The sequence below is a fragment of the Sphingomonas sp. PAMC 26605 genome (assembly GCF_000241485.1).
In the GTDB taxonomy this organism is placed as follows: Bacteria; Pseudomonadota; Alphaproteobacteria; order Sphingomonadales; family Sphingomonadaceae; genus Sphingomonas.
Genome location: NZ_JH584241.1, coordinates 3696848 through 3719829 on the forward strand (window position 1 = coordinate 3696848; position 22982 = coordinate 3719829).

General features: G+C 67.4%; 21 protein-coding genes. 6 read left to right on the forward strand and 15 right to left on the reverse strand.

The features are described from left to right. Positions 1-214: 214 nt before the first annotated feature. Positions 215-2563 (reverse strand): TonB-dependent receptor, encoded by a 2349-nt coding sequence (locus RH90_RS17200; protein WP_010187434.1) that lies wholly within the window; start codon positions 2561-2563, stop codon positions 215-217. Positions 2564-2906: 343 nt separating this feature from the next. Here RH90_RS17200 and RH90_RS22165 point away from each other — a divergent pair, with 343 nt between their 5' ends. Further along, complete coding sequence (locus tag RH90_RS22165; protein ID WP_010187435.1) at positions 2907-3554, forward strand: BLUF domain-containing protein; 648 nt, start codon at positions 2907-2909, stop codon at positions 3552-3554. 70 nt (positions 3555-3624) lie between these two features. Then, positions 3625-4290, forward strand: a complete 666-nt coding sequence (lexA, locus tag RH90_RS17210) for a transcriptional repressor LexA (RefSeq protein WP_010187436.1) — start codon at positions 3625-3627, stop codon at positions 4288-4290. A 50-nt stretch (positions 4291-4340) separates the two neighbouring features. Here lexA and RH90_RS24345 read toward each other — a convergent pair whose 3' ends face one another. After that, entirely contained in the window at positions 4341-4523 is a 183-nt protein-coding gene (locus RH90_RS24345; protein ID WP_010187437.1) for a DUF4287 domain-containing protein, read from the reverse strand. Between the two features lie 150 nt (positions 4524-4673). Then, positions 4674-6965 (reverse strand): ComEC/Rec2 family competence protein, encoded by a 2292-nt coding sequence (locus RH90_RS17220; protein ID WP_081476963.1) that lies wholly within the window; start codon positions 6963-6965, stop codon positions 4674-4676. A gap of 28 nt (positions 6966-6993) precedes the next feature. Here RH90_RS17220 and gltX point away from each other — a divergent pair, with 28 nt between their 5' ends. The 3 genes from gltX to RH90_RS17235 are packed head-to-tail and all read left to right on the forward strand — an operon-like array spanning position 6994 to position 9945. Next, positions 6994-8448: a glutamate--tRNA ligase gene (gene gltX, locus RH90_RS17225; RefSeq protein WP_010187439.1), complete on the forward strand. Its 1455-nt coding sequence runs from the start codon at positions 6994-6996 to the stop codon at positions 8446-8448. Positions 8449-8467: 19 nt separating this feature from the next. Next, the gene (locus RH90_RS17230; RefSeq protein WP_010187440.1) at positions 8468-9754 is read left to right on the forward strand and encodes a citrate synthase; all 1287 of its coding nucleotides are present in this window, start codon (positions 8468-8470) and stop codon (positions 9752-9754) included. Continuing rightward, positions 9751-9945, forward strand: a complete 195-nt coding sequence (locus RH90_RS17235; RefSeq protein WP_010187443.1) for a hypothetical protein — start codon at positions 9751-9753, stop codon at positions 9943-9945. The genes RH90_RS17230 and RH90_RS17235 overlap by 4 nt, the downstream gene beginning before the upstream one ends. A 6-nt stretch (positions 9946-9951) precedes the next feature. On the opposite strand, the gene RH90_RS17240 is transcribed toward RH90_RS17235, so the two are convergent. From RH90_RS17240 to RH90_RS17255, 4 genes are read right to left on the reverse strand one after another with little or no spacing between them, the layout of a single operon-like run. Next, positions 9952-11337 (reverse strand): sensor histidine kinase, encoded by a 1386-nt coding sequence (locus RH90_RS17240; protein ID WP_010187445.1) that lies wholly within the window; start codon positions 11335-11337, stop codon positions 9952-9954. Further along, on the reverse strand, positions 11334-12443 hold the full coding sequence (locus tag RH90_RS17245; RefSeq protein ID WP_010187446.1) for a DUF2336 domain-containing protein: 1110 nt from the start codon (positions 12441-12443) through the stop codon (positions 11334-11336). Before RH90_RS17245 ends, RH90_RS17240 begins: the two co-directional genes overlap by 4 nt. A 36-nt stretch (positions 12444-12479) precedes the next feature. Further along, positions 12480-13640 (reverse strand): hypothetical protein, encoded by a 1161-nt coding sequence (locus RH90_RS17250; RefSeq protein WP_010187448.1) that lies wholly within the window; start codon positions 13638-13640, stop codon positions 12480-12482. A gap of 50 nt (positions 13641-13690) precedes the next feature. After that, a complete protein-coding gene (locus tag RH90_RS17255; RefSeq protein ID WP_010187450.1) occupies positions 13691-13984 on the reverse strand; it encodes a hypothetical protein in 294 nt (97 codons plus the stop codon). A gap of 82 nt (positions 13985-14066) precedes the next feature. Between RH90_RS17255 and RH90_RS17260 the strand changes: the two genes are divergently transcribed. Then, complete coding sequence (locus RH90_RS17260; RefSeq protein ID WP_010187452.1) at positions 14067-16370, forward strand: hypothetical protein; 2304 nt, start codon at positions 14067-14069, stop codon at positions 16368-16370. A gap of 9 nt (positions 16371-16379) precedes the next feature. Here RH90_RS17260 and RH90_RS17265 read toward each other — a convergent pair whose 3' ends face one another. The 8 genes from RH90_RS17265 to RH90_RS23550 form a co-directional block, all read right to left on the reverse strand. Then, the gene (locus tag RH90_RS17265; RefSeq protein WP_010187453.1) at positions 16380-16793 is read right to left on the reverse strand and encodes an Hpt domain-containing protein; all 414 of its coding nucleotides are present in this window, start codon (positions 16791-16793) and stop codon (positions 16380-16382) included. 140 nt (positions 16794-16933) lie between these two features. Next, a complete protein-coding gene (gene der / locus RH90_RS17270) occupies positions 16934-18334 on the reverse strand; it encodes a ribosome biogenesis GTPase Der (RefSeq protein ID WP_010187455.1) in 1401 nt (466 codons plus the stop codon). Positions 18335-18396: 62 nt separating this feature from the next. Beyond that, on the reverse strand, positions 18397-19764 hold the full coding sequence (locus RH90_RS17275) for a PQQ-binding-like beta-propeller repeat protein (protein WP_010187456.1): 1368 nt from the start codon (positions 19762-19764) through the stop codon (positions 18397-18399). Then, the gene (locus RH90_RS17280) at positions 19761-20462 is read right to left on the reverse strand and encodes a tetratricopeptide repeat protein (RefSeq protein ID WP_010187457.1); all 702 of its coding nucleotides are present in this window, start codon (positions 20460-20462) and stop codon (positions 19761-19763) included. Before RH90_RS17280 ends, RH90_RS17275 begins: the two co-directional genes overlap by 4 nt. 89 nt (positions 20463-20551) lie before the next feature. Next, positions 20552-21427, reverse strand: a complete 876-nt coding sequence (gene panB / locus RH90_RS17285; protein ID WP_010187458.1) for a 3-methyl-2-oxobutanoate hydroxymethyltransferase — start codon at positions 21425-21427, stop codon at positions 20552-20554. 69 nt (positions 21428-21496) lie between these two features. Then, positions 21497-21778 (reverse strand): DUF427 domain-containing protein, encoded by a 282-nt coding sequence (locus RH90_RS17290; protein ID WP_010187459.1) that lies wholly within the window; start codon positions 21776-21778, stop codon positions 21497-21499. A gap of 11 nt (positions 21779-21789) precedes the next feature. Beyond that, a complete protein-coding gene (locus RH90_RS17295) occupies positions 21790-22137 on the reverse strand; it encodes an ArsC family reductase (RefSeq protein ID WP_010187460.1) in 348 nt (115 codons plus the stop codon). Between the two features lie 694 nt (positions 22138-22831). Next, positions 22832-22978, reverse strand: a complete 147-nt coding sequence (locus tag RH90_RS23550) for a hypothetical protein (protein ID WP_157134617.1) — start codon at positions 22976-22978, stop codon at positions 22832-22834. Between the last annotated feature and the right edge of the window lie 4 nt (positions 22979-22982).

Below are 22982 nucleotides of genomic sequence, written 5' to 3' on the forward strand. Positions count from 1 at the left end.
TTTAGGATCAGAAGGGAGCGTACGACCTATAGCCCTGAGGGCGGTGGAGCGCGGTGGGGCGCGACGCGGATCGCCGCACCAAGCTCGATCGAGACGTCGCTGCTCCGCACGCACCACTGGATCGGCCGATACGATCTCGACGCTTCCGGATGGAAAGCGGCTCAGGGAGAGGTCGGGACGATGCGCCGAAGCCCGGCACATCGTCCCGTTCGCCTCAGAACTTGCCGCTGAGCGTCACACCGATGATCCGCGGATCGTTGAAAACCGCCGCGTTATAGTTGTCGAGCACGCCCTTGAGGTTCTTCTCATTGGTGACGTTGCGCACGAACACCGCGAGCTCATAGGCATTGTCGGGACCGGTATAGCCCGCCTTGAGCCCGGCCTCGAACGTCCCCTCCGACGTGTATTCGACCGTCTTGTACGGGACGAAGCTGGTATAGCCCTGCAGCGTCACGTCGCCGCCGACGAACAGCTTGCCGCCATTGCCGAGCGGGAAGTCGTAGCGCGCGTTCGCATCGAGCTGATACTTCGGTGCGTTGGGGAGCGCGTTGCCGTTGATCTGCGCGAGCACCGCGGTCGCCGCACCCGCGGCATTGCGGATCGTGATCGTCGGGTTGAGCACGGTGCAGGTCAGCGCGCCGTTGAGGAAGCACGCGGGGGTGTAGACGCGCGTGTCGTTGATCTCGGTGTGCAGCACGCTGCCACCCAGACCCAGCGTGAAGTCGCGCACCGGGCGCCACGTCAGCTCGGCCTCGCCGCCCCACGCCTGCGCCTGGTTGGCGTTGAACAGCAGGCCGTTATTGTTGGCGTCGTTGCCGTTCAGCTGGATGTTGTGGACCTTGTAGTAAAAGCCCGTCGCGTTGAAGCGCAGCGTGTTGCCGAGCAGGTTCGACTTGAAGCCCGCCTCGTACGAGGTGATCGTCTCCGACCCTGCCGTCACGAACGCCGAGCTGAACACCGCGTTGCGGCCCTGGATCGTCGGCCCGCGGAAGCCGTGCGAGACGCGCGCGAAGACGTTGACGTTCGGGTCGACCGCATAGTTCAGGCTGGCCTCCCAGCTCGGCTGGGTGTCGGCCAAGCGAACGTTGGTCGCCGCGGTCGCCGGGAAGGTCGAAACGCCGGCCGCATTGCGCGGCGGGGTGACGAGGCGCGTCTTCTTTTCGTCATAGGTCACGCGCACGCCGCCGGTCAGCGTAAGCTTGGGGACGATCTCGTAGCTCGCCTGACCGAAGCCCGCATAGGAGGTGTTGATGTTGCGCAGCACGACGAAGTTGTTCGGGTTGGGCGCTGTTCCGAACGAATTGTTGAGCAGGAAGAAGCCGCGCTGGTCGAATTCGGTCGTGTCGCGCGATTCGAAGTAGATCCCGCCGATCTGCCACTTGAAGCGGCCCGTGCCGTTGCTGGCGAGGCGAACTTCCTCGCTCAGCTGGTCGAGATCGCGCACGCGGCCCTGGCTCTCGCCATAGAATTTGCCGCCGGCAAAGTTGCTCGCGGCACCCCCATCGGTGTCGCCACGGCTATAGCCCGCGGTCGTCTCGTACGCGGTGATCGAGGTCAGCGTCACTGCGCCGAAATCGTTCTTCGCGTTGAACGAGCCGCCATAGGTCTTGTACGCCTGGACGTTGCCGGCGCCTTCGTCGAGCGCGACGCTCGCGCGCGGTGCGGCGCTGACGTCGTTCGAACCGCGCAGGATCGCGCCGCGGTGGAAGATCGTCGAGGTGCCCGAATAATCCCGCGCATGCGCCGAGAGGAGGCCGGTGAAGCCGGTGTCGGGCGGGGTCAGCATCAGCTGGACGCGGATGTCCTTCTCTTCGAAGCCGCCAAGCTTGTCCTTGCCGCCGACGGTGCCGTCATCGCTCGGGCCGGTATAGGTGTTGTCGATCCAGTTATCGCGGCGCTGGTACAGGCCCGACACGCGGAAGCTCAGCACGTCCTTGACGATCGGGCCGCCGACGCCGGCATCGACGCTGACGGTGTTGTAGCTGCCATACGACGCGGTCGCGCGGCCGGTGAACTCGTTGGTCGGGCGGTTGGTGTCGAACTTGATGATGCCCGCGGTCGTGTTGCGGCCGAACAGCGTGCCCTGCGGCCCGCGCAGCACTTCGATCTGGTTGACGTCATAGACCGGGTTCGACTTGAGCACGACATGCTCGAGCACGACGTCGTCCTGGATGATCGACACCGGCTGCGATGCGCCGAGATAGAAATCGATGTTGCCCAGGCCGCGGATGTAGAAGCGCGGGAAGATCTTGCCGGTGGTCGTCTCGGCGTAGAGGCCGGGGACGCGGTTGGCGAGTTCGAGCAGCGTGTCGCCGCCGCCCGAGGTGTAGGTGCGCAGATCGGCGCCCGACAGCACGCCGACCGAGACCGGGACCTTCTGGAGCGGTTCGCTACGGCGCTGCGCGGTGACGACGATGTCGCCGAGATTGTCGCTCTCGGGCGCCGCCGAAACCGCGGCGACCGACGCTGCGGCGTCTTGTGCGCTTGCCGAACCGATGCTGGCGATCGCGCCGAACGCGGTGCCGAGCAGAAGGAGCGCCTTGGCGGCGTGTGACTTGGCCATGATGTTTCCCCGATGGATCTGATTGTCTGCCCACCCCGTTCGCCGCAGCGGTCGTTTCGACCTGCGCGGCGATGCTCTTACGACAATGCGGGATACGGTGTGGCCCCGACCGCGCCGCTAGGTCGCGATTGTGACGCGATTATGACAGGCAGCTCAGCGTCCCCGCTTTGTCGGCGCGCTGTGGCTTTCGGGTTGCACCGCCAGCGCCACGGCGCCGGCCGTTGCCGCTCGAGTTGGGATGGCCCCGACCTGATTGAGGATACGGCCGGCCGACACGATCTCGCGCAACGACAGCGTGGCGACGCCCCCCTAGCCCTGACACCCACGGATGGGACACAAAGGCATGCGGCAGATCCTTTATGTCAGTTTGAGCACGCTCGCCGGCGACACCGCCGACCTCGCCAGCATTCTCGAGCAATCCCGGCACAATAATGCGCTCGACGGGATCACCGGGCTGCTATGGTCCGACGGCAGGAGCTTCATGCAGGTGCTAGAGGGACCACGCGTGAGCGTCATGGCGACCTTTGCCCGCATTCTCGCCGACCCGCGCCATCATTCGCTTATCGTCCTTCAGGAACGCCGTATCCGCGGCAACGAATTCGGCGGCTGGACGATGGCGCACCGCCGCGCGAGCGATGCCGCCGACGCGTACGACGACCGGATGCAGCGCGTGCTGGTCAACACGTCCGAGGGGGTCCGCACCCACTTCCTAACGCTGGTCTCGACCGGTCACGTTGCGGCGCTGGCGCTTCCCGTAGCAGCCATCGGTGGGCCGCCGCCGGAGCTTACCCCGATTTGCACCACCGCGGTGCCGCGTCGGATCGATCAGCGGATCGGGGCTCCGTTCCACAATGCAGGTCTGGCGCTGCACAGCGCGTTCGACGATATGCCGCAAAGTACGAACCCCCAGCATGATCTCTGTATCGAAAAGCTCCGCAGCATTCCCCGGATCGCGACCGGCGACTCGCAGGAGAACCGCGCCCCGCACTGATACCATCGCTTGACGGGCGATTTTTCGTTCCGTATAGGTTCGTCGTCTGTTCCGACGAAAGGGCCGCGCGATGCTTACCCGCAAGCAGCATGAGCTGATCTGCTTTATCAACGACCGGCTCGACGAGACCGGGGTATCGCCGTCCTTCGAGGAAATGAAGGAAGCGCTCGACCTCAAGTCCAAGTCGGGCGTGCATCGCCTGATCAGCGCGCTTGAGGAACGCCAGTTCATCCGCCGCCTGCCCAACCGCGCGCGTGCGCTAGAAGTGCTCAAGATGCCCGAGCGCGGGATCAAGACCCCCGTCAAGGCGGCGCCATCCGCCGCGCCGCGCGCCGCACCCCAGCCCGCCAACGACGTGATCGAAATCCCGCTGCACGGCCGGATCGCCGCGGGCGTGCCGATCGAGGCGTTCGAGGGTGCGTCGATGCTGTCGGTGCCGGCAGCCCTGCTCGGCAGCGGCGAGCATTATGCGCTCGAAGTGTCGGGCGATTCGATGGTCGAGGCGGGGATTCTCGACGGCGACTATGCGCTGATCAAGCGCCAGGACGTCGCGCGCGACGGCGAGATCGTCGTGGCGCTGATCGAGGAGAGCGAGGCGACGCTCAAATTCTTCCGCCGCGAAGGCGCGATGGTGCGGCTCGATCCGGCCAACCGCGCGTACGATCCGCAGCGCTACGCGCCGGCGCAGGTCCGCGTTCAGGGCAAGCTCGCCGGGTTGCTGCGCCGCTACGACTGAGCAAGGATCGGCATTGCACCTGGCCGGTGCGTCGCGACGGTCGTGTCCGGTCAGTCCCGGTGCTCGGGGTTCGCAAGCTCGGAGTCGCGAGGCTCGGCAAGCGTGGACGCCACCACCGCATTGGCGTGCCCATGGCCCATGCCATGGTCGCTCCTCAGCAAGGCGACCAGGTCCATATGCCTTGCCGGCAAGCGTTCGCGCACCAGCCTGCCACTCTGCGATCGGACGGCCATAGGTCTTCTCGATCGATGGAAAATAGGATGCGGGTCCCGTGATCCTTTGGTCGACCACGGCGCGCAGGCTCCACAATGCGCGAATATGGTGGGCACCCTCCGGCATCCCGGCGTGAACCGCAAGGCCGGCTCAGCGCCGGTACCGGTCGATCACCGCGCCCCCGGCGGACCGATCTCCCAGGGTGCCGATCGCGATCGCATCGCGCCAGACCAGCGCCGCCGGACGCTTTCATCCTCCGGCGTCGCGATCCACGGATGCGCGTCGCCCGCGTGGCGAACCGTCCGCACCGCACCCGACGCCAGGGCGATCGCGACCCCGCCCGTCTGTGCGAGCATCGGCCGGTCGAGCCGCAGCCAGCGCGGCGCGCACCGCCGCGGCAAGCGATGCTCGCTGATCACGATATCGACGCCGGCACAGGCGGCGATCAATTCGGCGGTGGGAACGCGATACAAGCTGCGCGTCGCCAACACCCGCCACGCGCGCCCGCCAGCCATCCGTCGCGCTAGGCACAGGTCGCGGCTACAGCGGGCATCGCGTTGCTCCGACAGCAACACCGGCAAGTCCGAGACTCCGCCATTTTCGGCGAGCGTATCGGCGGTATAGTCACCCGTCCGGTCGCGCAGCAGCGCCAGCGCGCCGTCGGCGGTGCGGATCGCGACATGCCGCCCGTCCCCGGTCACGAGCAGATCGGGCGCCGGCGTCGCGAGCGACCATACCATGCCAACAAGCAAGGGAACCGCACCGAGCCGCCGCCACCGCGTCCGCCACAACGCGATCCACAGCCCACCCGCGACCATCAGGCCATAGGCGCCGCCCGGCATCGCCGGCAGCGGCGCGACCGCGCCCGGAATGGCCGCCGTCGCGTGCGCGATCCACAACAGCAGATCGAGCGAACGCGCTGTCAGCCACCAGAACGGCAGCCCCGCCCCGACCGTATCGAACAGCAACGCCAGCGCCTCGCACGGCATCGTCACGAAGGTCGTCAGCGGGATCGCGACGATATTGGCGACCGCGCCGTAGATCCCCGCTTTATGAAAGTGGAACAGCGCGATCGGCAACAGCGCGAGCTCGACGACGATCCCGGTCAGCAGCAGCGACGCCAGTTCGCGCGCGAGCTTCGCGAGATGCGATTGCTCGCGCGGCCCGAACCACGTCCGCAACAGCGGATGTTCGTTGAGCGAGACGATCGCCGCGACCGCCGCGAAGGACAGCTGGAAACTCGGCCCGGCAAGCGCTTCCGGGTACAGCAGCAACACCACGATCGCCCCTGCGGCGACCAGCCGCAGCGTCAGCGCCTGCCGCCCGAGTGCCAGCGCGACCAGGACGAGCAACGCCGCGACGCACGAACGGATCGTCGGGACTTCCGCGCCGGTAAGCAGCGTATAGCCGATCGCCGCAAGCGCCCCTGCCCCCGCGGCGATCAACGGCACGCGCGTCCGCAGCGCGATCCACGGGCTCAGCGTGAGCAGCCGTCCGACCAGCAGCATCACCGCGCCGACCGCCGCGGTGATATGCAGCCCGCTGACCGACAGCAGATGGGCGAGACCCGACCGGCGCATCGCATCATTGTCCGCGAGCGGGATACCGCCTTGGTCTCCCGTCGCGAGCGAGGCGGCGATGCCGCCCACCCCACCCCCGCCCGCGCTCGCCTGGATATGCTGCGACAGGCGCTGGCGCAGGCCGACACCCCCCGCCCCGCCGCCAGCGAGGATCGTGATCGGCGAAAAGCCACGCCCGGTCGCGCCGACTCCGTCGAACCAGGCGGTCCGTGCGTAATCATAGGCGCCGGGTACGGTGGGGGGCGGCGGCGGCATCAACCGCGCCGAAAGCTGCAGGATCGCCCCCGGCTCCAGCCGCGCCGGAACGTCGGTGTCGACGAGATTGACGCGGATATGCGCGGGGAGCGTCGGAAGCGGTCGGGCCGGGCCGCGCGTCGCCGGCACCGCGAGCACGCGCAGCGGGGCAAGCCGCAACCGCACCAGGTCTCGCGCGGCGAGCGGCTCGATCCGCTCGACCCGCGCGGTAAACGTCGCGATCGTCGGCGCGGCGAGCACCCCGTGCGCGACGCGTTCGGCACGCCACCAGATCAGGCCGAGCCCGATCGCGACCGCAAACCCGCCGACCGCCACGACCCGCGCCCCGCGCCCATGCCGCGCGAGCGCCACGCCCGCAAGCGCGACCGCGATCGCAACCAGCCCGGCCGCTTCCCATGCCGTCGGGTCGGGCAGCACGAACCACAACACGATCCCCGCGCCGAGCGCCACCGGCAACCACAGCGCCAATTGATCGCGCTCGGCCTCGAGCCAGGCTTCGACCCCCACCCCGAGTCGTCCGCCCAGTTGCCCGCCGAGTCGCGCACCGACGCCGAACCACCCCCGCGGCACGCCGATTTGAAGCGCAGGAAGGTGCGTGCTAGAGGCGCTCGAGGCTGATCCGGCCATCCAATCTCTAGTCTGGGAGCATGCGCGATTGAGCGCAATATCTGACCCCGCCGCGGCCCCCGCCGCCGGCGTATCCGACACCAAGGTCGTCACCCGGTTCGCGCCGTCGCCGACCGGTTTCCTGCACATCGGCGGGGCGCGCACCGCTCTGTTCAACTGGCTCTACGCGCGTCATCACGGCGGCGAATTCCTGCTGCGGATCGAGGATACCGATCGCGCGCGCTCGACCCAACCGGCGATCGACGCGATCCTGACCTCGCTGCGCTGGCTCGAGCTCGATTGGGACGGCGCCGAGGTCTACCAATCACAGCGCGCCGACCGCCATGCCCAGGTTGCGCACACGATGGTCGAGCATGGCCACGCCTATCGCTGCTATTTGACGCAGGACGAACTCGCCGCGATGCGCGCCGAGGCCGAGGCCGCGAAGAAGCCGCTGCGCGTCCGCAGCCCGTATCGCGACATGGATACGAGCGCCGAGACGCGTCCGTTCGTCGTGCGGCTGAAAGCCCCGCTCGACGGCGCGACGACGATCGAGGACAAGGTCCAGGGATCTGTGACGGTGCAGAACGCCGAGCTCGACGATCTCGTCCTGCTGCGCTCGGACGGCACGCCGACCTATATGCTCGCGGTGGTGGTCGACGATCACGACATGGGCGTGACGCACGTGATTCGCGGCGACGATCACCTCAACAACGCCTTCCGCCAGTTGCCCATCATCCGTGCGATGCACGCGATCGAGGGCAGGTGGCCGGATCCCGTCTACGCGCACATCCCGCTGATCCACGGATCGGACGGCGCCAAGCTGTCGAAGCGCCACGGCGCGGTCGGCGTCGAATTCTATCGCGACGAATTGGGCGTGCTGCCCGAAGCGCTCGACAACTATCTGCTCCGGCTCGGTTGGGGCCATGGCGACGACGAGTTCATCAGCCGCGAACAGGCGATCGAATGGTTCGATCTCGACGGTGTCGGCAAATCTCCATCGCGGTTCGATCTAAAGAAGCTCGAGAACCTGAACGGTCAATATATCCGCCAGGCGGACGATGCGCGTCTTGCTGCGCTGGTCACGCCACAGCTCGGTTTCGAACCTTCGGACAGCCAGGCTGACGTTCTGCGCCGCAGCATGGCCTCGCTCAAGCCGCGCGCTGCAAATCTCAACGAATTGGCGGCGGGAACGGCGTTCCTGTTCCACGTCCGGCCGTTGGAAATGCACGCCGAAGCGACCGCGTTGTTAAGCCCGGATGCGCGCGCATTACTCGCCCGTCTGCACGCAGCGCTTGACGCCGTCGAAAGCTGGGATACGGAGGCGCTCGAAGCTGCGGTCCGGCTGGTCGCCGAGGATGCAGGGGTCAAGCTGGGTCAGGTCGCGCAACCGCTGCGCGCCGCACTGACCGGGCGCAAGACCTCGCCCGGAATCTTCGACGTGCTCGATCTGCTCGGGCGCGACGAGAGCCTGGGGCGTATCGCCGACCAGATGGCTGCTTAGGTTTTCGAAAGGACTAACGATGACTGACTCCGTCAAGCTGAACGCCGCAGGCAAGGACCTCGATCTGAAGGTCATGTCGGGCAGCGTCGGTCCCGATGTGATCGATATCCGCAAGCTCTATGCCCAGACGGGCATGTTCACCTACGATCCGGGCTTCACCTCGACCGCGTCGTGCGACTCGGCGATCACCTATATCGATGGTGACGAGGGCGTGCTGCTCCATCGCGGCTATCCGATCGGCCAGCTCGCCGAAAAGTCGAGCTTCATGGAAGTCTCGTATCTGCTGCTCAACGGCGAACTGCCGAACAAAAGCGAGCTCGACGGCTTCACCCACACGATCACGCGCCACACGATGCTGCACGAGCAGCTCGCCTCGTTCTTCCGCGGCTTCCGCCGCGACGCGCATCCGATGGCGATCATGTGCGGCGTCGTCGGCGCGCTCTCGGCTTTCTATCATGACAGCGCCGACATCACCGATCCGCAGCAGCGCATGATCGCGTCGCACCGCCTGATCGCCAAGATGCCGACGATCGCGGCGATGGCGTACAAGTACAGCGTCGGGCAGCCCTTCCTCTATCCCGACAATTCGCTCAGCTACACCGGCAACTTCCTGCGCATGACCTTCGGCGTGCCCGCTGAGGAATATGTCGTGAACCCGATCGTCGAGCGCGCGATGGACCGGATCTTCATCCTCCACGCCGATCACGAGCAGAACGCCTCGACCTCGACGGTGCGTCTCGCCGGTTCGTCGGGCGCCAATCCGTTCGCGTGCATCGCAGCGGGCATCGCCTGCCTGTGGGGCCCGGCGCATGGCGGCGCCAACGAAGCCGCGCTCAACATGCTGCGCGAGATCGGCACGGTCGACCGCATTCCCGAATATATCGCCCGCGCCAAGGACAAGAACGATCCGTTCCGCCTGATGGGCTTCGGTCACCGCGTCTACAAGAATTACGATCCGCGCGCGACCGTGATGCAGCAGACCGTGCGCGAAGTGCTCGGCGAGCTCGGCGTGACCGATCCGGTGTTCGACGTCGCGTTGAAGCTCGAGGAAATGGCGCTTAACGACCCGTATTTCATCGAGAAGAAGCTGTTCCCGAACGTCGATTTCTATTCGGGCGTGATCCTCTCGGCGATCGGCTTCCCAACGACGATGTTCACCGCATTGTTCGCGCTCGCCCGCACCGTCGGCTGGGTCGCGCAGTGGAACGAGATGATCTCGGATCCCGAGCAGAAGATCGGCCGTCCGCGGCAGCTCTACACCGGCCCGACGCAGCGCGACTTCGTGCCGCTGGCCGACCGTTCGTGAGCGTGCTCAAGACGCTCGCCCTGGTGGCGGGCGTCTTGATCCTCGCGTTCGGCTTGCTGTTCGCAGGGCAAGGCGCCGGGCTCATCATGTGGCCGGCCTCGAGCTTCATGCTCAAGCAGGGCAGCTGGGTACTCTACGGCGCGATCGTCGCGCTTGCCGGCGCCGGTTTGATCTGGTGGGCGCGGCGCTAAGGCGCGTTACGCTGCCGGTAACGTGAAGATGAAGCGCGCGCCCTGCCCCGGCGCCGAATCGACCGTGACATCGCCGCCCATCGCGCGTGCCAGGCGGCGCGCGATATAGAGGCCGAGCCCGCTCCCGCCAGCCTCGCGCGGATCGACGCGCTCGAACTTCTCGAAGATCCGCGCCTGATCCTCGCGCGCGATTCCCTTGCCCTGATCGGCGACGATCACCGCCGCGATCGCACCCTCGCGTTCGGCGCGGACCCACACCATGCCGTCGGCGGGCGAATAGCGTACCGCGTTGCCGATCAGATTGACCAGGATCTGCAATGCACGGCGGAATTCGCCGGTCGCCGCCAGCGTCTCGCCGAACGCTGGGCGATCGATCCGCACCCGCGCCTCGCTCGCGCGCACCTGCAACAGCCCCGCCGCACGCCGCGCGACGTCGGCCAGATCGACTGGTTCCTCCAGCACCGCGAAATCGGGCCGCTCGATCGCCTGCAAATCGACCAGGTCGTCGACCAGGCCCTTCAGATGTCGCCCCGCACTCGCGATATCGGCAGCGTAATCGGCGTAATCCTGGCGCAGCGGTCCTTCCGACTGCGCATGGATGCTGTCGGCATTGGCGATGATCCGGTCGAGCGGCAGCCGTAATGCCTGGTCGAGCCGCTCGGCAAACGCGCTGATCGTCGCGTCGCTGCTGGGCTCCGGCGCAACAATGGCGGCTTCATCGAGCATGTGCGTGGCGCCGACAAAGCCTGCGAACAAACCGCTCGCATCGGTGCGCGGCGTCGCCGAAAGCCGTACCGCGCGTCCCGTGTCGCGAAGCGTCGCCGGCTGATCGTCGAAGCGCTGCTGCAGCGCGAGCCCGCCGAGGATCGGAAACGCCCCGCCGTCGCTTTCGCCGAGGATGAACAGCCGCGTCAGCGGCTGACCGAGCAATGCCGCCGCGTCGAAGCCGTAGCGCGCGCCGGCGGTGATCGTCATAAAGGTCAGCCGCAACGCGCTGTCGGTCTCCCACAGCCAGTCGGCCTCGCTTCGCAAGAAATCGCTCGCGCGGTCGTCGGCGATGTCGCCGGGATACCAGGGCGCGCGCGTGCGCCATCCGGTGATTGTGAGGCGGACACCATCGGGCGCTTTGCTCGGCCCGGTTTCCGGCTGCGCGCGCACCCACAGTTCGAGATCGTCGTCGCCATCGGCGGCGACGACGCCGCGCGAGACGAGGATGCCGAGCCGCCCCGCGAGATGCGCAAGCGTCGCGATCTGCGGCACGGCCAGCGGCAGGCCGATCGCGCCGCCCGCGCGCGCGTTAAGATCGTACAGCCGCTGGTCCGCCTCGACCAGGCGGCCTTCGCGGTCGATCAGCCCATGCACCGGCGGCAGCATCGGATCGTTGACGTTCATCGTGCACGCCCTAGCGCAACCAAAGCAGCGCGGTAATCGCGGTGGAGCAGCAGCGGCGCGAGCGCTTCGCGTGCGATCACAGGATCGATCGCGACGATGTCGTCGAGTGAATCGGCGAAGCGATCGATCGCGCGCGCGGGATCGGCCTCGCTCAGCGCAAGGCCGATCCGCGCGATCGATTCGCGATCGAGCTCGAGCGCGCGCAGCAGCAGCCACAGCCGCTCGGCGCCGGGATCGAGCACGATCTCGCGCGCATCGGCATAATCGATCCCCATCGCATGCGCGAGCAAGGCGATGAACAGAGCGAGACGGCGGTCGGCCAACGACTCGACCAAGAGCGTGGCAAATTCCTCCGGCTGTGGATCGAGCGCGGCCGCCAGCCGCAACGCGACCGATTCGAGTCGCTCGCCTTCGTCGTGTGCGGCGATGCTGCGCAACGCGGCCTCGGCAAGCGCACGGTCGAGCTGCGCGACCGCCTCGGGCGAAACATCGCAAACGCGTTCGCGCAACACCGCGGCGACCCACCACACCAGGCGATGGTGCAACTCGGCCGGCAGTTCGGTGGTGACCGGCTGGCCGGGCCCTGCGGGAAAGCGACGACGACTATCGGCCGAGAGCAACGCCATCGCCCCGGCCGCGACGACGCCATCGGGCGCGCCGACGAGGCGCGGTAACAGGCTGGCGCGATCGGGATCCTCGGGCGCCTCGCTCGGCAAGGCGTCGGCGAGCAGATCCTGGCGGACCCGCCCAAACAGCTCGCGCATCAGCTCGGGATCGCGCACCAGCCCCGAGCCGATCAGCCGCTCGAGCGTAGCCGGCGATTCGGCGGCCAGCGCCTCGGCGATCGTCGGCACGCCGCGCGCGGCGAGCAGGCGCGCGGCATGGCGCCGCAAGCCCGCCTCGACCCCGCGCGCGAGATCGCCGAGCACGCGCCCCATCGCCAGCCGCGTGCGGTCGTCGAGCCGGGCATGGTCGGCGAGGTAGAAATCGTCGATCGCGACCCGGAGCCGCTCGTCGGCGCGGCCGTCTGCCGCCGCCGCCCGGCCGAGCAGCGCCATGGCGCCCCCGCGGGCGCCGGCATCGATGTCGCGACGTTTGATCGACATACGTCAAGCATCTAGGGGGTTGTCGTTAAAGCCAAGCTAAGGCTTTCGACGAAACCCCTCAATCGCCGAAGCGAGCGTCGCAGCGGCATAAAGCCCGGCCGCACCGAGCGCGAGCAGCGGCTGACCGAACACCAGCAGGACGAACAGCACCAGCGGATAGGCCGCGGGGCTCGCCCACCAGCGCCGCTGCAGCGCCGGATCGGCGGCGCGTTCCAGCAAGACGGCGACGATCACCAGCGTGACCGCGAGGATCAGGCCGGCGGGGCGATCGGCGCGATACCCGACGAGGAGCGCCGCCGCCGCGGCAAGTCCCGATCGGGCATGGTCGGCGAAGCGCGCCGGCCCGGCTTCGTCGCGCACCCAGGCGATCGCCGCCGCGATCGTCGCGATGACGATCGCGCCGCAGACGAGTCCCATCCCGATCGCGCCATGCCCTGCCAGCAGCGTGACGAAGCCACCGAGTGCCACCGCCGCGCCCGCGCCGATCACCCCGAACGTCGGCACGGTGCGCGCCATCAGCGGCGGCAGCGCAAGGCGCACCAGCGGCGCCAGCAGATAGCGGTCGACCCAGCGCAGCGGCTTGGCGACCAACGCCGCGACCATTCCGTTGCCGCGCCGCGCGAGCGCCTGTGCGCTGCGCTCGATTCCGTGCGTCGCGGCCATATGCGAATCGAGATGGACCTGGTCGGCGCCCGCTTGCGCCGCGACCCGCAGCAAGGTCGACTGAAAGTCATAATCGCGCGGCAGCGCCGCGGCCTCGACGACCCGCTTCCCCTCAAGCAGCGCAAGTCCGGCCCAGGCGGTGTCCGCCCCGACGCGCTCATAGTGCGGGTCGCCCTCGTCGGTGACGAGCAAGGTATCGTGCGGCATCAACGCGATCGCCTGCACGACGTCGCCGGTCGTCACCACGCCATCGGCGACGACGAGGACGCGCGCGAGCGGATGGAGCTTCTCGACCGCCTCCGCCGCGGTACGCACCGCATCGACCGACACGCCGCGCCGTCCGATCCGGCTGATCGCGCCGAGCAATTCAGGCGTCATCCGCGCGACGACGAGCACGATCTGCATCGCGCCCGCAGCGGCAAGCAAACGGGCCTGGAACTCGATCAGCGTCAGTCCGCCGAACGGCAGCGTCGCGGCGAGCACGCCCATCCGGTCATCGGCATCTTCGGTCGCAAAAATCAGTCCAGCCAGCATCGCAAAGCTGTTAGGGCGTAAGCGTGGCTAAGGCAAAGCCTGCGAGACGCTTACAGCCTATCGACCGCGCGCCGCAGCCGCCGCAGCAGTGCAGCGTCCTGTGCTTCGGCCTCGGCCGCCTCGGTCGCGATCGCCATCAGCCGGACCGCACCGAAACTCGCCGCGAGCCCGCGCAGCCGGAACGCCGCGTCGCGCCACGCGGGGTCGCCCTGCGCCGCTTCGAGCACGGCGAGGCCATGCCGCACGCTGTCGAGGAAAGCAGCGCGCAATTCGGCGATCAGCGCGGGTTCGTCCCCCACCGCCGCCGCCAGCGTCGCATCGATTGCACCGGGATCATAGGCCATGCGCCCGGCATAGCGAACGATCGGTTAAGCCAAGGTTTCGCTATTCGCTTTGCGCGCGGCATATTCGTGGTAAACACCCCCTATGAACGGGGGTTCGCGGATCATCGACTTGCGGCCGAGCAGCGCCGCCTTTTCGGGCGAGAACCGCGACGGCGGCGTTTCCCCCGGAGCGACGCCATATATCCATGAGGAACCGATCGAACTGACCGACGTGATCGAAGATACACCCGTCCGCTATCCGCTGCCATGGCCCGGCATCATCGGAGCGGTGGTGTCGGTCGGCTGGCTCGGCGGGATGCTGGCGCTGTCCCGGGCGAGCCTCGCTACGCTCGCCCCGCCGATGCTGGCGATGTTCGTCGCCAGCCTGTGCGTCCCGCCTGCGCTGATCGGTATCCTCTTGCTCCTTACCCAGCGTTCGAGCCGCGCCGAGGCGAAACGCTTCGGCATCACCGCGCGCGCGATGCGCGCCGAGGCGGCGAGCCTAGAGCGGACCGTCGCGGTGCTCGGCCGAACAATCGACACGCACCGTGCCAACCTCGCCGAACAGACCAATGCGCTGATGGCGCTGGGTGACGGCGCCGCTGCGCGCCTCGCGAGCGTCGGCACCGGGCTCGCCGCGCAAGTGGCGGACGCGGACGCCCATGCGGCGACGCTCGCCACCGCCGCCGATCAGGCGCATACGCGGCTCGACGTGCTGCTCGCCCTGCTGCCGCGGGCGCATGGCGAAACCGATGCGCTCGCGCAGCTGCTCAAGGCCACCGGCGTCACGGCGAGCGAACATGCCGCCGCGCTCGACGCGCAACTCAATGCGCTCGCCGAACGCGGTCGCGAGGCCGACGCCGTCGCCAACGGCGCCGCGCAGAAGCTCGCGGCGCACATCACGCGAATGGAAGTCACCAGCGAAACCGCCGGGGCCCGGCTCGAACAGGTCACCGGCGACATGTCGCACGCAGTCGATGCCCTGCTCGGCCGCACCGCCGACGCGGTCGACGAGGCTCGCAAGGGCATTGCCGCGCAAGGCGACGCAATGCTCGCGATGCTCGAGACCAATCAGGCCGCGCTCGACCGCGCCGCGCACGACAGCGCCGAAGGACTGGCGGCGCGGATCCTCGAGATCGAACGCCTGATCGAAGACGTCGTGGCGCGGCTCGGCGAGCAGCGCAATCTCAGCGGCGCGATCGTCCGCGATATCGACCAGGGCATCACGCGCGTGTCGGGTCAGTTCGACCAATTCCATTCGCAGGGGGTATCCCGCGCGCAGGATCTTGCGGCGTCGCTTAGCGCGCTCGGCGGCTCGGCGCATGCCATGATTGAGGCGCTGCAGACCGGTGACACGATGGCGACCAATGCGATCGCGACGACCGAGCGGCTGCTGCTCGCGCTCGACGCGGCGGCGCGCGAGATCGACGAAACGCTGCCCGACGCGCTGACCCGGCTCGATTCGCGCACCGCCGAAAGTCGCCGCGCCGTCGCGCTGGCCAAGCCCGAACTGCTCGCCTTGGTCACCGCCGCGGAGAGCACGCACGACGCGATCGAGGCGATCGCGCATGTCGTCGCCACGCAGCGCGACACCGTCGAGAAGATGGCGGGCACGCTGCTCGATACGCTCAGCGACGGCAAGGTCCGTGCCGATGCGCTCGGCCAGATGGTCGACGACACGATCGATCGTACGCACCGTTTCGCGGAGGAAGCCGCGCCGCGGCTGGTCGAGGCGCTGCTGCGCGTCCGCGACAGCGCCACAGCCGCCGCCGACCGCGCGCGCGAGACGCTTGCCAGCGTCATCCCCGCGGCCGCGCTCGCGCTCGAGGAACATAGCGCCGCGGCGATGGAGCGCGCCACCGCGAGCGCGGTCGACCGCCAGATCGCCAGCATCGGCGACGCGGCCGAGGCCGCCGCCGCGGCGGCCGAACGCGCTTCGCAGCGATTGACCCAGCAGATCCAGGCGATCGCCGATTCGACCGCGCTGGTCGAAAGCCGGCTGATCGAGCAACGGCAAGAGCGCGAGCAGGCCGATCAGGACACGCTGACGCGCCGCGTTTCGCTGCTGATCGAATCGCTCAATTCCGCCTCGATCGATATCGCCAAGGCCTTCTCGGTCGATGTCTCGGACAGCGCCTGGTCGGCCTATCTGAAGGGCGACCGCGGGGTCTTCACGCGGCGCGCGGTGCGGCTCGTCGACGCTGGCGACGCGCGCGAGATCGTGCGACTGTATGACGACGACGCGACCTTCCGCGACCAGGTCAATCGCTATATCCATGATTTCGAAGCGATGCTGCGCGCGATCCTGTCGCAGCGCGACGGGACGCCGCTCGGCGTGACGCTCCTCTCGTCGGACATGGGCAAATTGTACGTGGCACTCGCGCAGGCGATCGAACGGCTGCGCTAGGCGGCAGGGTTAGATCGCGCGCCGCCCGAACGCCGGCCGCCGCGCGACGAGCGGATTGGAATCGCGTTCGAGCATCGCCAGCGTTGCCTCGAACAGCGGCCGCAGCGCGACGATATGCTCGAGCGCTTCCTCAGGCGTGTCGTGATTCTCGACGCAAGCCCGCGCGATCACCTCAATGCGCTCGGCCACGGTGCCGAGCGGCTCCGCCCCGAACTGGAACGATTCGCCTTTGAGCGTATGCGCCGGAATGACCATCGCGGCGGCGTTTCCGGCGCGCATCGCGGCTTCGAGCGCGGCGACGGATTTGACCCCGTCCTCGCGAAAGTAACCGAGAATACGCACGAACCCGGCACCGAGCTCGGAGCGCGCACGGGCAAATGCCGTCCGGTCGATCAAGTCCTTTTCGTCGAGCGCCACCGCCATCTCCCGCAGGCCTATCGCCCCGTTACCTGAATATTAGGCGGCCGAAGTAAACGAGAGGTTGATGCCCGTGTCAAAAAGGCAGCTGTCGAACTAAAGGCATGCTTCAGATCAATAGAGTAATTCTGCTATTGGAAGCGATGTCAGCGGTCGAAAGGATTTTTGGGGGCGCGCAAGGTGAGCCGGACCGGAACCGCGCCAAAGCCCAGATCGCGTCGAATGCCGTTGATGAGGTAGCGCTGGTAGCTCATCGGCAATTGATCGACGCGCGTGCCGAACAGCACGAAACCGGGCGGACGCGTCTTGGCCTGCGTCATATAGCGCAGCTTGATCCGCTTGCCGCCGGGCGCGGGCGGCGGATTGGCCTCGACCGCTTTCTCGAACCAGCGGTTGAGCTCGCCGGTGCCGACGCGGTGCGACCAGGTGTCGCGCGTCTCGAACGCGACCTTGAGCAACGTGTCGATGCCCTTGCCGGTGGCGCCGGACACGGTGAGCACGGGCATGCCCTTGATCTGGCTGAGCCCCTCCTCGAGCGCGCCACGGATGCCGTTGAACAGGCTCGAGCCGTTCTCGGCGATGTCCCATTTGTTGATCGCGACGATCAGCGCGCGGCCCTCCTGGAGCGCGGCGTCGGCGATGCGCAGATCCTGCGATTCGAGCCCACGCGTCGCATCGAGCAGCAGCACGACGACTTCGGCGAAATCGATCGCGTGGAGCGCGTCGGCAACCGACAGCTTCTCGAGCTTGTCCTGGACGTTGGCGCGCTTGCGCATGCCGGCCGTGTCGATCAGGCGCACCTTGCGCGCATCCTCGCCATGCTCGCGCTCGGGATCGTGCCAGATCCAATCAACCGCGATCGAATCGCGCGTAATGCCCGCTTCCGGCCCGGTGATGAGGCGTTGTTCGCCGAGGATCTGGTTGATCAGCGTCGACTTGCCCGCATTGGGGCGCCCGATGATCGCCAGCTTGAGCGGCGCATCGGGGGCGTATTCCTCGTCGTCATCCTCGCCGTGTGGAATGTCTTCGCCCGCGGCGTTCTTCTCTGGCTCGATATAGGGGAGCAGCGCGTCGAACAGTTCGACCAGCCCCTCGCCATGCTCTGCCGACAGCTCGACCGGGTCGCCGAAGCCAAGCGACAGCGATTCGAGGATGCCGTCGGCGCCGGCCTTTCCTTCAGCCTTGTTGGCGACGAGAATCACCGGGGTCGTCGATCCGCGCAGCCAGCGCGCGATCTCTTCGTCGAGCGGCACGAGCCCGACCCGCGAATCGAACATGAACAGCGCGACGTCGGCCTGCGCCACCGCCGCCTCGGTCTGCTGGCGCATCCGGCCGGGCAAGGACGCGGCGTCCTCATCCTCATAGCCGGCGGTGTCGATGATGCGGAAATTGAGCCCGACGAGCGTCGCGTCGCCTTCACGGCGATCGCGCGTCACGCCGGGGCGATCATCGACCAGAGCGAGCTTCTTGCCGACAAGGCGATTGAACAGCGTCGATTTGCCGACGTTCGGCCGGCCGATAATCGCGACCACGGGGGTTTTGGACATGCGCGCTCCTTACGGCACGCGCGGCCTTTCGTCACCCCCGTCGTCATTGCCGCGCCGAGACATCACTTATAGGCGGAAACGCGCCCCTTCTGGTCGAGCACATAGAGCGTCGAATTCGACACGATCGGCGGCAGCGTGAACGGCGCCTTGTTCTCGATCACCGTGCCGACCTTGCCGCTGTCGACCGACGCCGAGACGATCTGCCCGGCCGAATTGGTCAGCACCAGCCGCCCGCCCGCAAGCACGGGGCCGAACCAGGTGACCGGGTTAGCCTTCTTGCCTTCCTTGAGCGTGCCGTCCTTCTTGGTCTTCTCGCTCATGTAGTGACGCAGCTGGCTGATCCACCGCACCTTGCCGGTCGCGCGCGCGAGGCAGACGAGGCGCGCATCGTCGGTGACGATGAACACCCACTCGCCCGCGACCCACGGCGTCGAGATGCCCGCGAAATTCTGCTCCCACAGACGCTGACCCGAATCGATCTCGATCGCGACCATGCGACCGCCCTGCCCGACGGCATAGACGATGCCGCGGTCGATTACCGGATCGGCATCGACGTCGGCGAGCGACGAGACCGAGGTCGAGATCGTCGAGCGCGAGAGCGCATCCTGCCACAAAGTGCGGCCATTCTCGTAACGATAGGCGTTGAGCTCGCCCGAGGAGAAGCCGGCGACGACCGTCCCCTGGCTGACCGCGGGAGCGGCAACGCCGAACACGCCCTGCGTCTCGACCGAGCCCGACTGGTTCCACACCACGGTGCCGTCGGCCTGCGACAGCGCGAACAGCTGATTGTCCTGGCTCAGTACATAGAGCTGGCCATTGGCGACGGTCGGGGCGCCGCGCAGCGGCGAGCCCGGCTTGACGCGCCACAGCACCTTGCCGGTCGCCGCCTCGAGCGCGACGACGTCGCCGAGCCCGTCGGTCGCAAACACCTTGCCGTCATCGAAGCTCACGCCGCCGCCGAAGCGCGCGCCGCGGGCCTTCTTGTCGGCCTTGGCCTTTTCGGTCTTGGCGATATCGGTCGTCCACAGCTTCGCGCCGGTGGTCGCCGAAAAAGCGTGGATCGTCGCGTCGACGTCGATCGTGTAAAGGTTTCCGCCGGCAACGACCGGCGCCGCACCGAGCCGCTGGCGGTTGCTGCCGCCGTCGATCGTCGCACTCCAGACGCGCGATAGATTGGTACCAAGCGCGACCTGTCCGAGCGCCTTCGACGGGTTGCCGCCGGGCTGCGCCCAATTGTCGTTGGTCGTCGCGGGCGGCACGAGCACTTCGACGCCCGCAATCGTCTTGTCGGCGGTGACATCGTTCTCGCTGGCGAGGATCGCGATCCGCTGGCCAAGCACCGGGGTCTTCTTCTTGCCCTTCAACGCAGCACAGCTGCTCAGCGCAACGGCGGAGACGGCGATGAGGAGATAGCGGTTGGTCATCTTCATTGCGATTTTTGTTCCTTAGCCCCGGACACGGCATCGACGCCCAATATACCTGCCATCTGAACCGCGCGTTGCCGGATCGTTTCGGGCATATCGGGGTTTTGCGCAATCTGTCCGTAGAGCGTCCCCGCCAGATCGCGCCGGCCCATCCGCAGATACGAGATCGCGACGAGCTCGCCCGCGCTGCCGAACCACGGATTGCCCTTGACCGCGATGCCGCGCAGCCGCGCGACTACGACGTCGGGCTTGATCGTGTCGAACTCGGCAGTGGTCTGGCGGACAAGGGCGAGATCGCGGAACGGCTGGCCGATCGAAGTGTCGCTGGCGACCGCGCCGAACTTGGCAGCAGCACCGCGCAGATCCTTCTTCTGCAGCAGCGCATCGCCCTGGCTCATCAGCGCGAGCGCGCGGTAACCCTCGCCACGCGACTGGGCGAGCGCGGTCAGTTCGCCCTGCGCCGCATCGGGCTTGGCGGCGTTGAGATCGTCATACGCCTTGGAGAGCGCAGCGCCCTCGTCGGCGGCGACGCTTTGTTCATGCGACTGCCAGAGCAGCCAGCCCGCAAAACCAACGAGCGCGAGCACGATCACCGCGATCGCCGCGACGCCGTACCGCCGCGCCGCCTTCGCCATCTGATCGCGGCGCAATTCCTCATCGACTTCGCGCAGGAATGCGGCATCGGTATTCGGCGGCACGGCCAAGGCGGAACTCCATCGGATCAGGGCAGGAAGGCGCGGACCTTAGCCGCGCTGCCCGCCAAACAAAAGCGCTCAAAAAACGGGTGGGGCCGCTAGTCCTTCTGAGGGTAGATCTGCTCCAAGCCGGGAAAGCTGCGCGCCCGCACCTCATCGGCGTACTGCTCGACCGCGGCGGAAATACGGCCTGACAGATCATCGAATTTCTTCACGAAGCGCGCGGTCCGCTCGAACAGGCCGAGCATGTCTTCGGTAACGAGCACCTGCCCGTCGCACTGCGCCGACGCGCCGATCCCGATCGTCGGGCAGGCGATGCTGCGCGTGATCTCGATCGCGATCGGTTCGACCACGCCCTCGATCACCACCGCGAAGGCGCCGGCGTTTGCGACGGCCTTGGCGTCGGCGACGATCTTGGCGGCCTCGGCGGCGCTGCGCCCGCGCGCGCCATAGCCGCCGAGCGCGTTGACCGCCTGTGGGGTGAGCCCGACATGCCCCATCACGGGAATCCCGCGTTCGGACAGGAAGGCGACGGTCGGCGCCATCGCGGTGCCGCCCTCGAGCTTCACCGCGGCGGCGCCAGTCTGCTTGAGCAGCCAGGCCGCGCTTTCGAACGCCTTTTCGGGGCTCGCTTCGTAGCTGCCGAACGGCATGTCGATGACGACGACGCTGTGATAGCTGCCGCGCACCACCGCCGCGCCATGCGCCGCCATCATCTCGAGCGTGACGGGAACGGTCGATGGCAGGCCGTAGATCACCTGTCCGAGACTGTCGCCGACGAGCAGCATGTCGCAATGCGGATCGAGCAGTTGCGCGTTGCGCACGGTATAGGCGGTGAGCATCACCAGCGGCTCGCCGCCGGCCTGCCCGTCGCCTTTCCGCGCGCGGATCGCGGGAACGGTGAGCCGCTTCATCGGCGCCGGGGTCGGATTGGCGCGACTGGTCGCGGTGTCGATCGTGAAGGTCGTGGACATGACCAAGGCGAATAGCGCCTCGGGCGGCGCGACGCCAGCGCCCCGCGCGGGGCGCCGGCGCGCGGGAGGTTATTTGACTTCGACGCCCTTCCAGAAGGCGAAGCGATCCTTGATTTCGGCTGCCTTGGGCTTGGGATCGGGATAGAACCAAGCGGCGTCAGGGTTGCGCTTCCCGTCGACGATGATCGTCTTGTAGCTCGCATTGCCCTTCCAAGGGCAGTGCGAATGCGTCGCGCTGTCCTCGAAATATTCGGCGACGATGCTGTTGGCCGGGAAATAATGGTTGCCCTCGACCACTACGGTGTCGTCGGACTGGGCGATGACGGTGTCGTTCCAGCGTGCGGTCGGCATGGGCGTATCTCCTAGGGCTTGAGAACCGATAGATAGGTATCGGGCGTGAACCCCGCCAGCAGCGTTTCGGCTTGGACCAACACCGGGCGCTTGATCGCGGAGGGGTTGGCGAGCATCAGCGCGATCGCCTTTTTCGCATCCAAGTCGGTCTTCTCGGCGTCGGGCAGTTTGCGGAAGGTCGTGCCGCCGCGGTTGAGCAGCGCTTCCCAGCCGAGCCAATCGACCCAGCCGCGTAATTCCGCTTCCGGAACGCCGGCCTTTTTATAGTCGTGGAAGTCGTAGGCGACGCCGTGCTCGCCGAGCCAGGCCCGCGCCTTTTTGACGGTATCGCAATTGGGGATTCCGTACAGTGTCGTCATGCAAAGCGCCTTCGTTCGATTCGGGTCGTGGGGCGCGCCGCTGCCGGTCGGCGCGAGGAGGATCGACAGATGACTCGCCGCAGCCTCCCGTCGTTGGCGCCTGCGATGGGTTCGCACCCGTCGTCGCAGCTACGCGAGGCGCCCGCATCAGCCGAACGATACCCGCGCATTTGGAAACGTGGCGGCTCCCATCACTGTCTTACCGAGACGGTTGGGCGTCAGGGAGCTACCTCAAAAACTATACTCGCTAAGCGCTTGTTATGATTGAGCGTCGGTACCGTCTGCGCGCTCAATTAATACAACCCATTGGCCCCCGTGCAACCAAGTTCGGGCGCCCCCCTCATTCCCCATCACGGCCGCGTGACCGTCGAACCGGTCATGGAGGGCCTTTTTCGCAGAAGTTTATGCCACGCGTCGCTACGCGGATCCGAAATGCCGCCCGCCGCTTTTCGATATGCGAAATCGACAGCAATGCGTGTGCGGGCGACCATTACGATTGGATCCGGCCGCCTTGTCGAGTTCGGTGACGATCGGCAGCGGGTTCGGGCACAGCGTCGCTGCGATCGGCACCAACGGCCACGGAAGTTGAGCTGTGGTCCGCCTCCGCGCGGTGCCAGACAGTTGCCGATCGTCGGAGGCATTCCCGAGTTCCAGCACCGCGCTTTCAAGCGCAGCGCTGCCGCCAGACGGCAATCTAGTTAAGCTTGCCGATACCCGGTGGGCCGGTCAGCAGCATCCGCTCGATGCGTACCGACCAGCGCTCGGCCAGCGGTATTTCGAACCGGGCGGTTTGCTGCGTGATGCCCTCGCGCGCGATACGGCGGCACACCCGCAGGCACACCAAG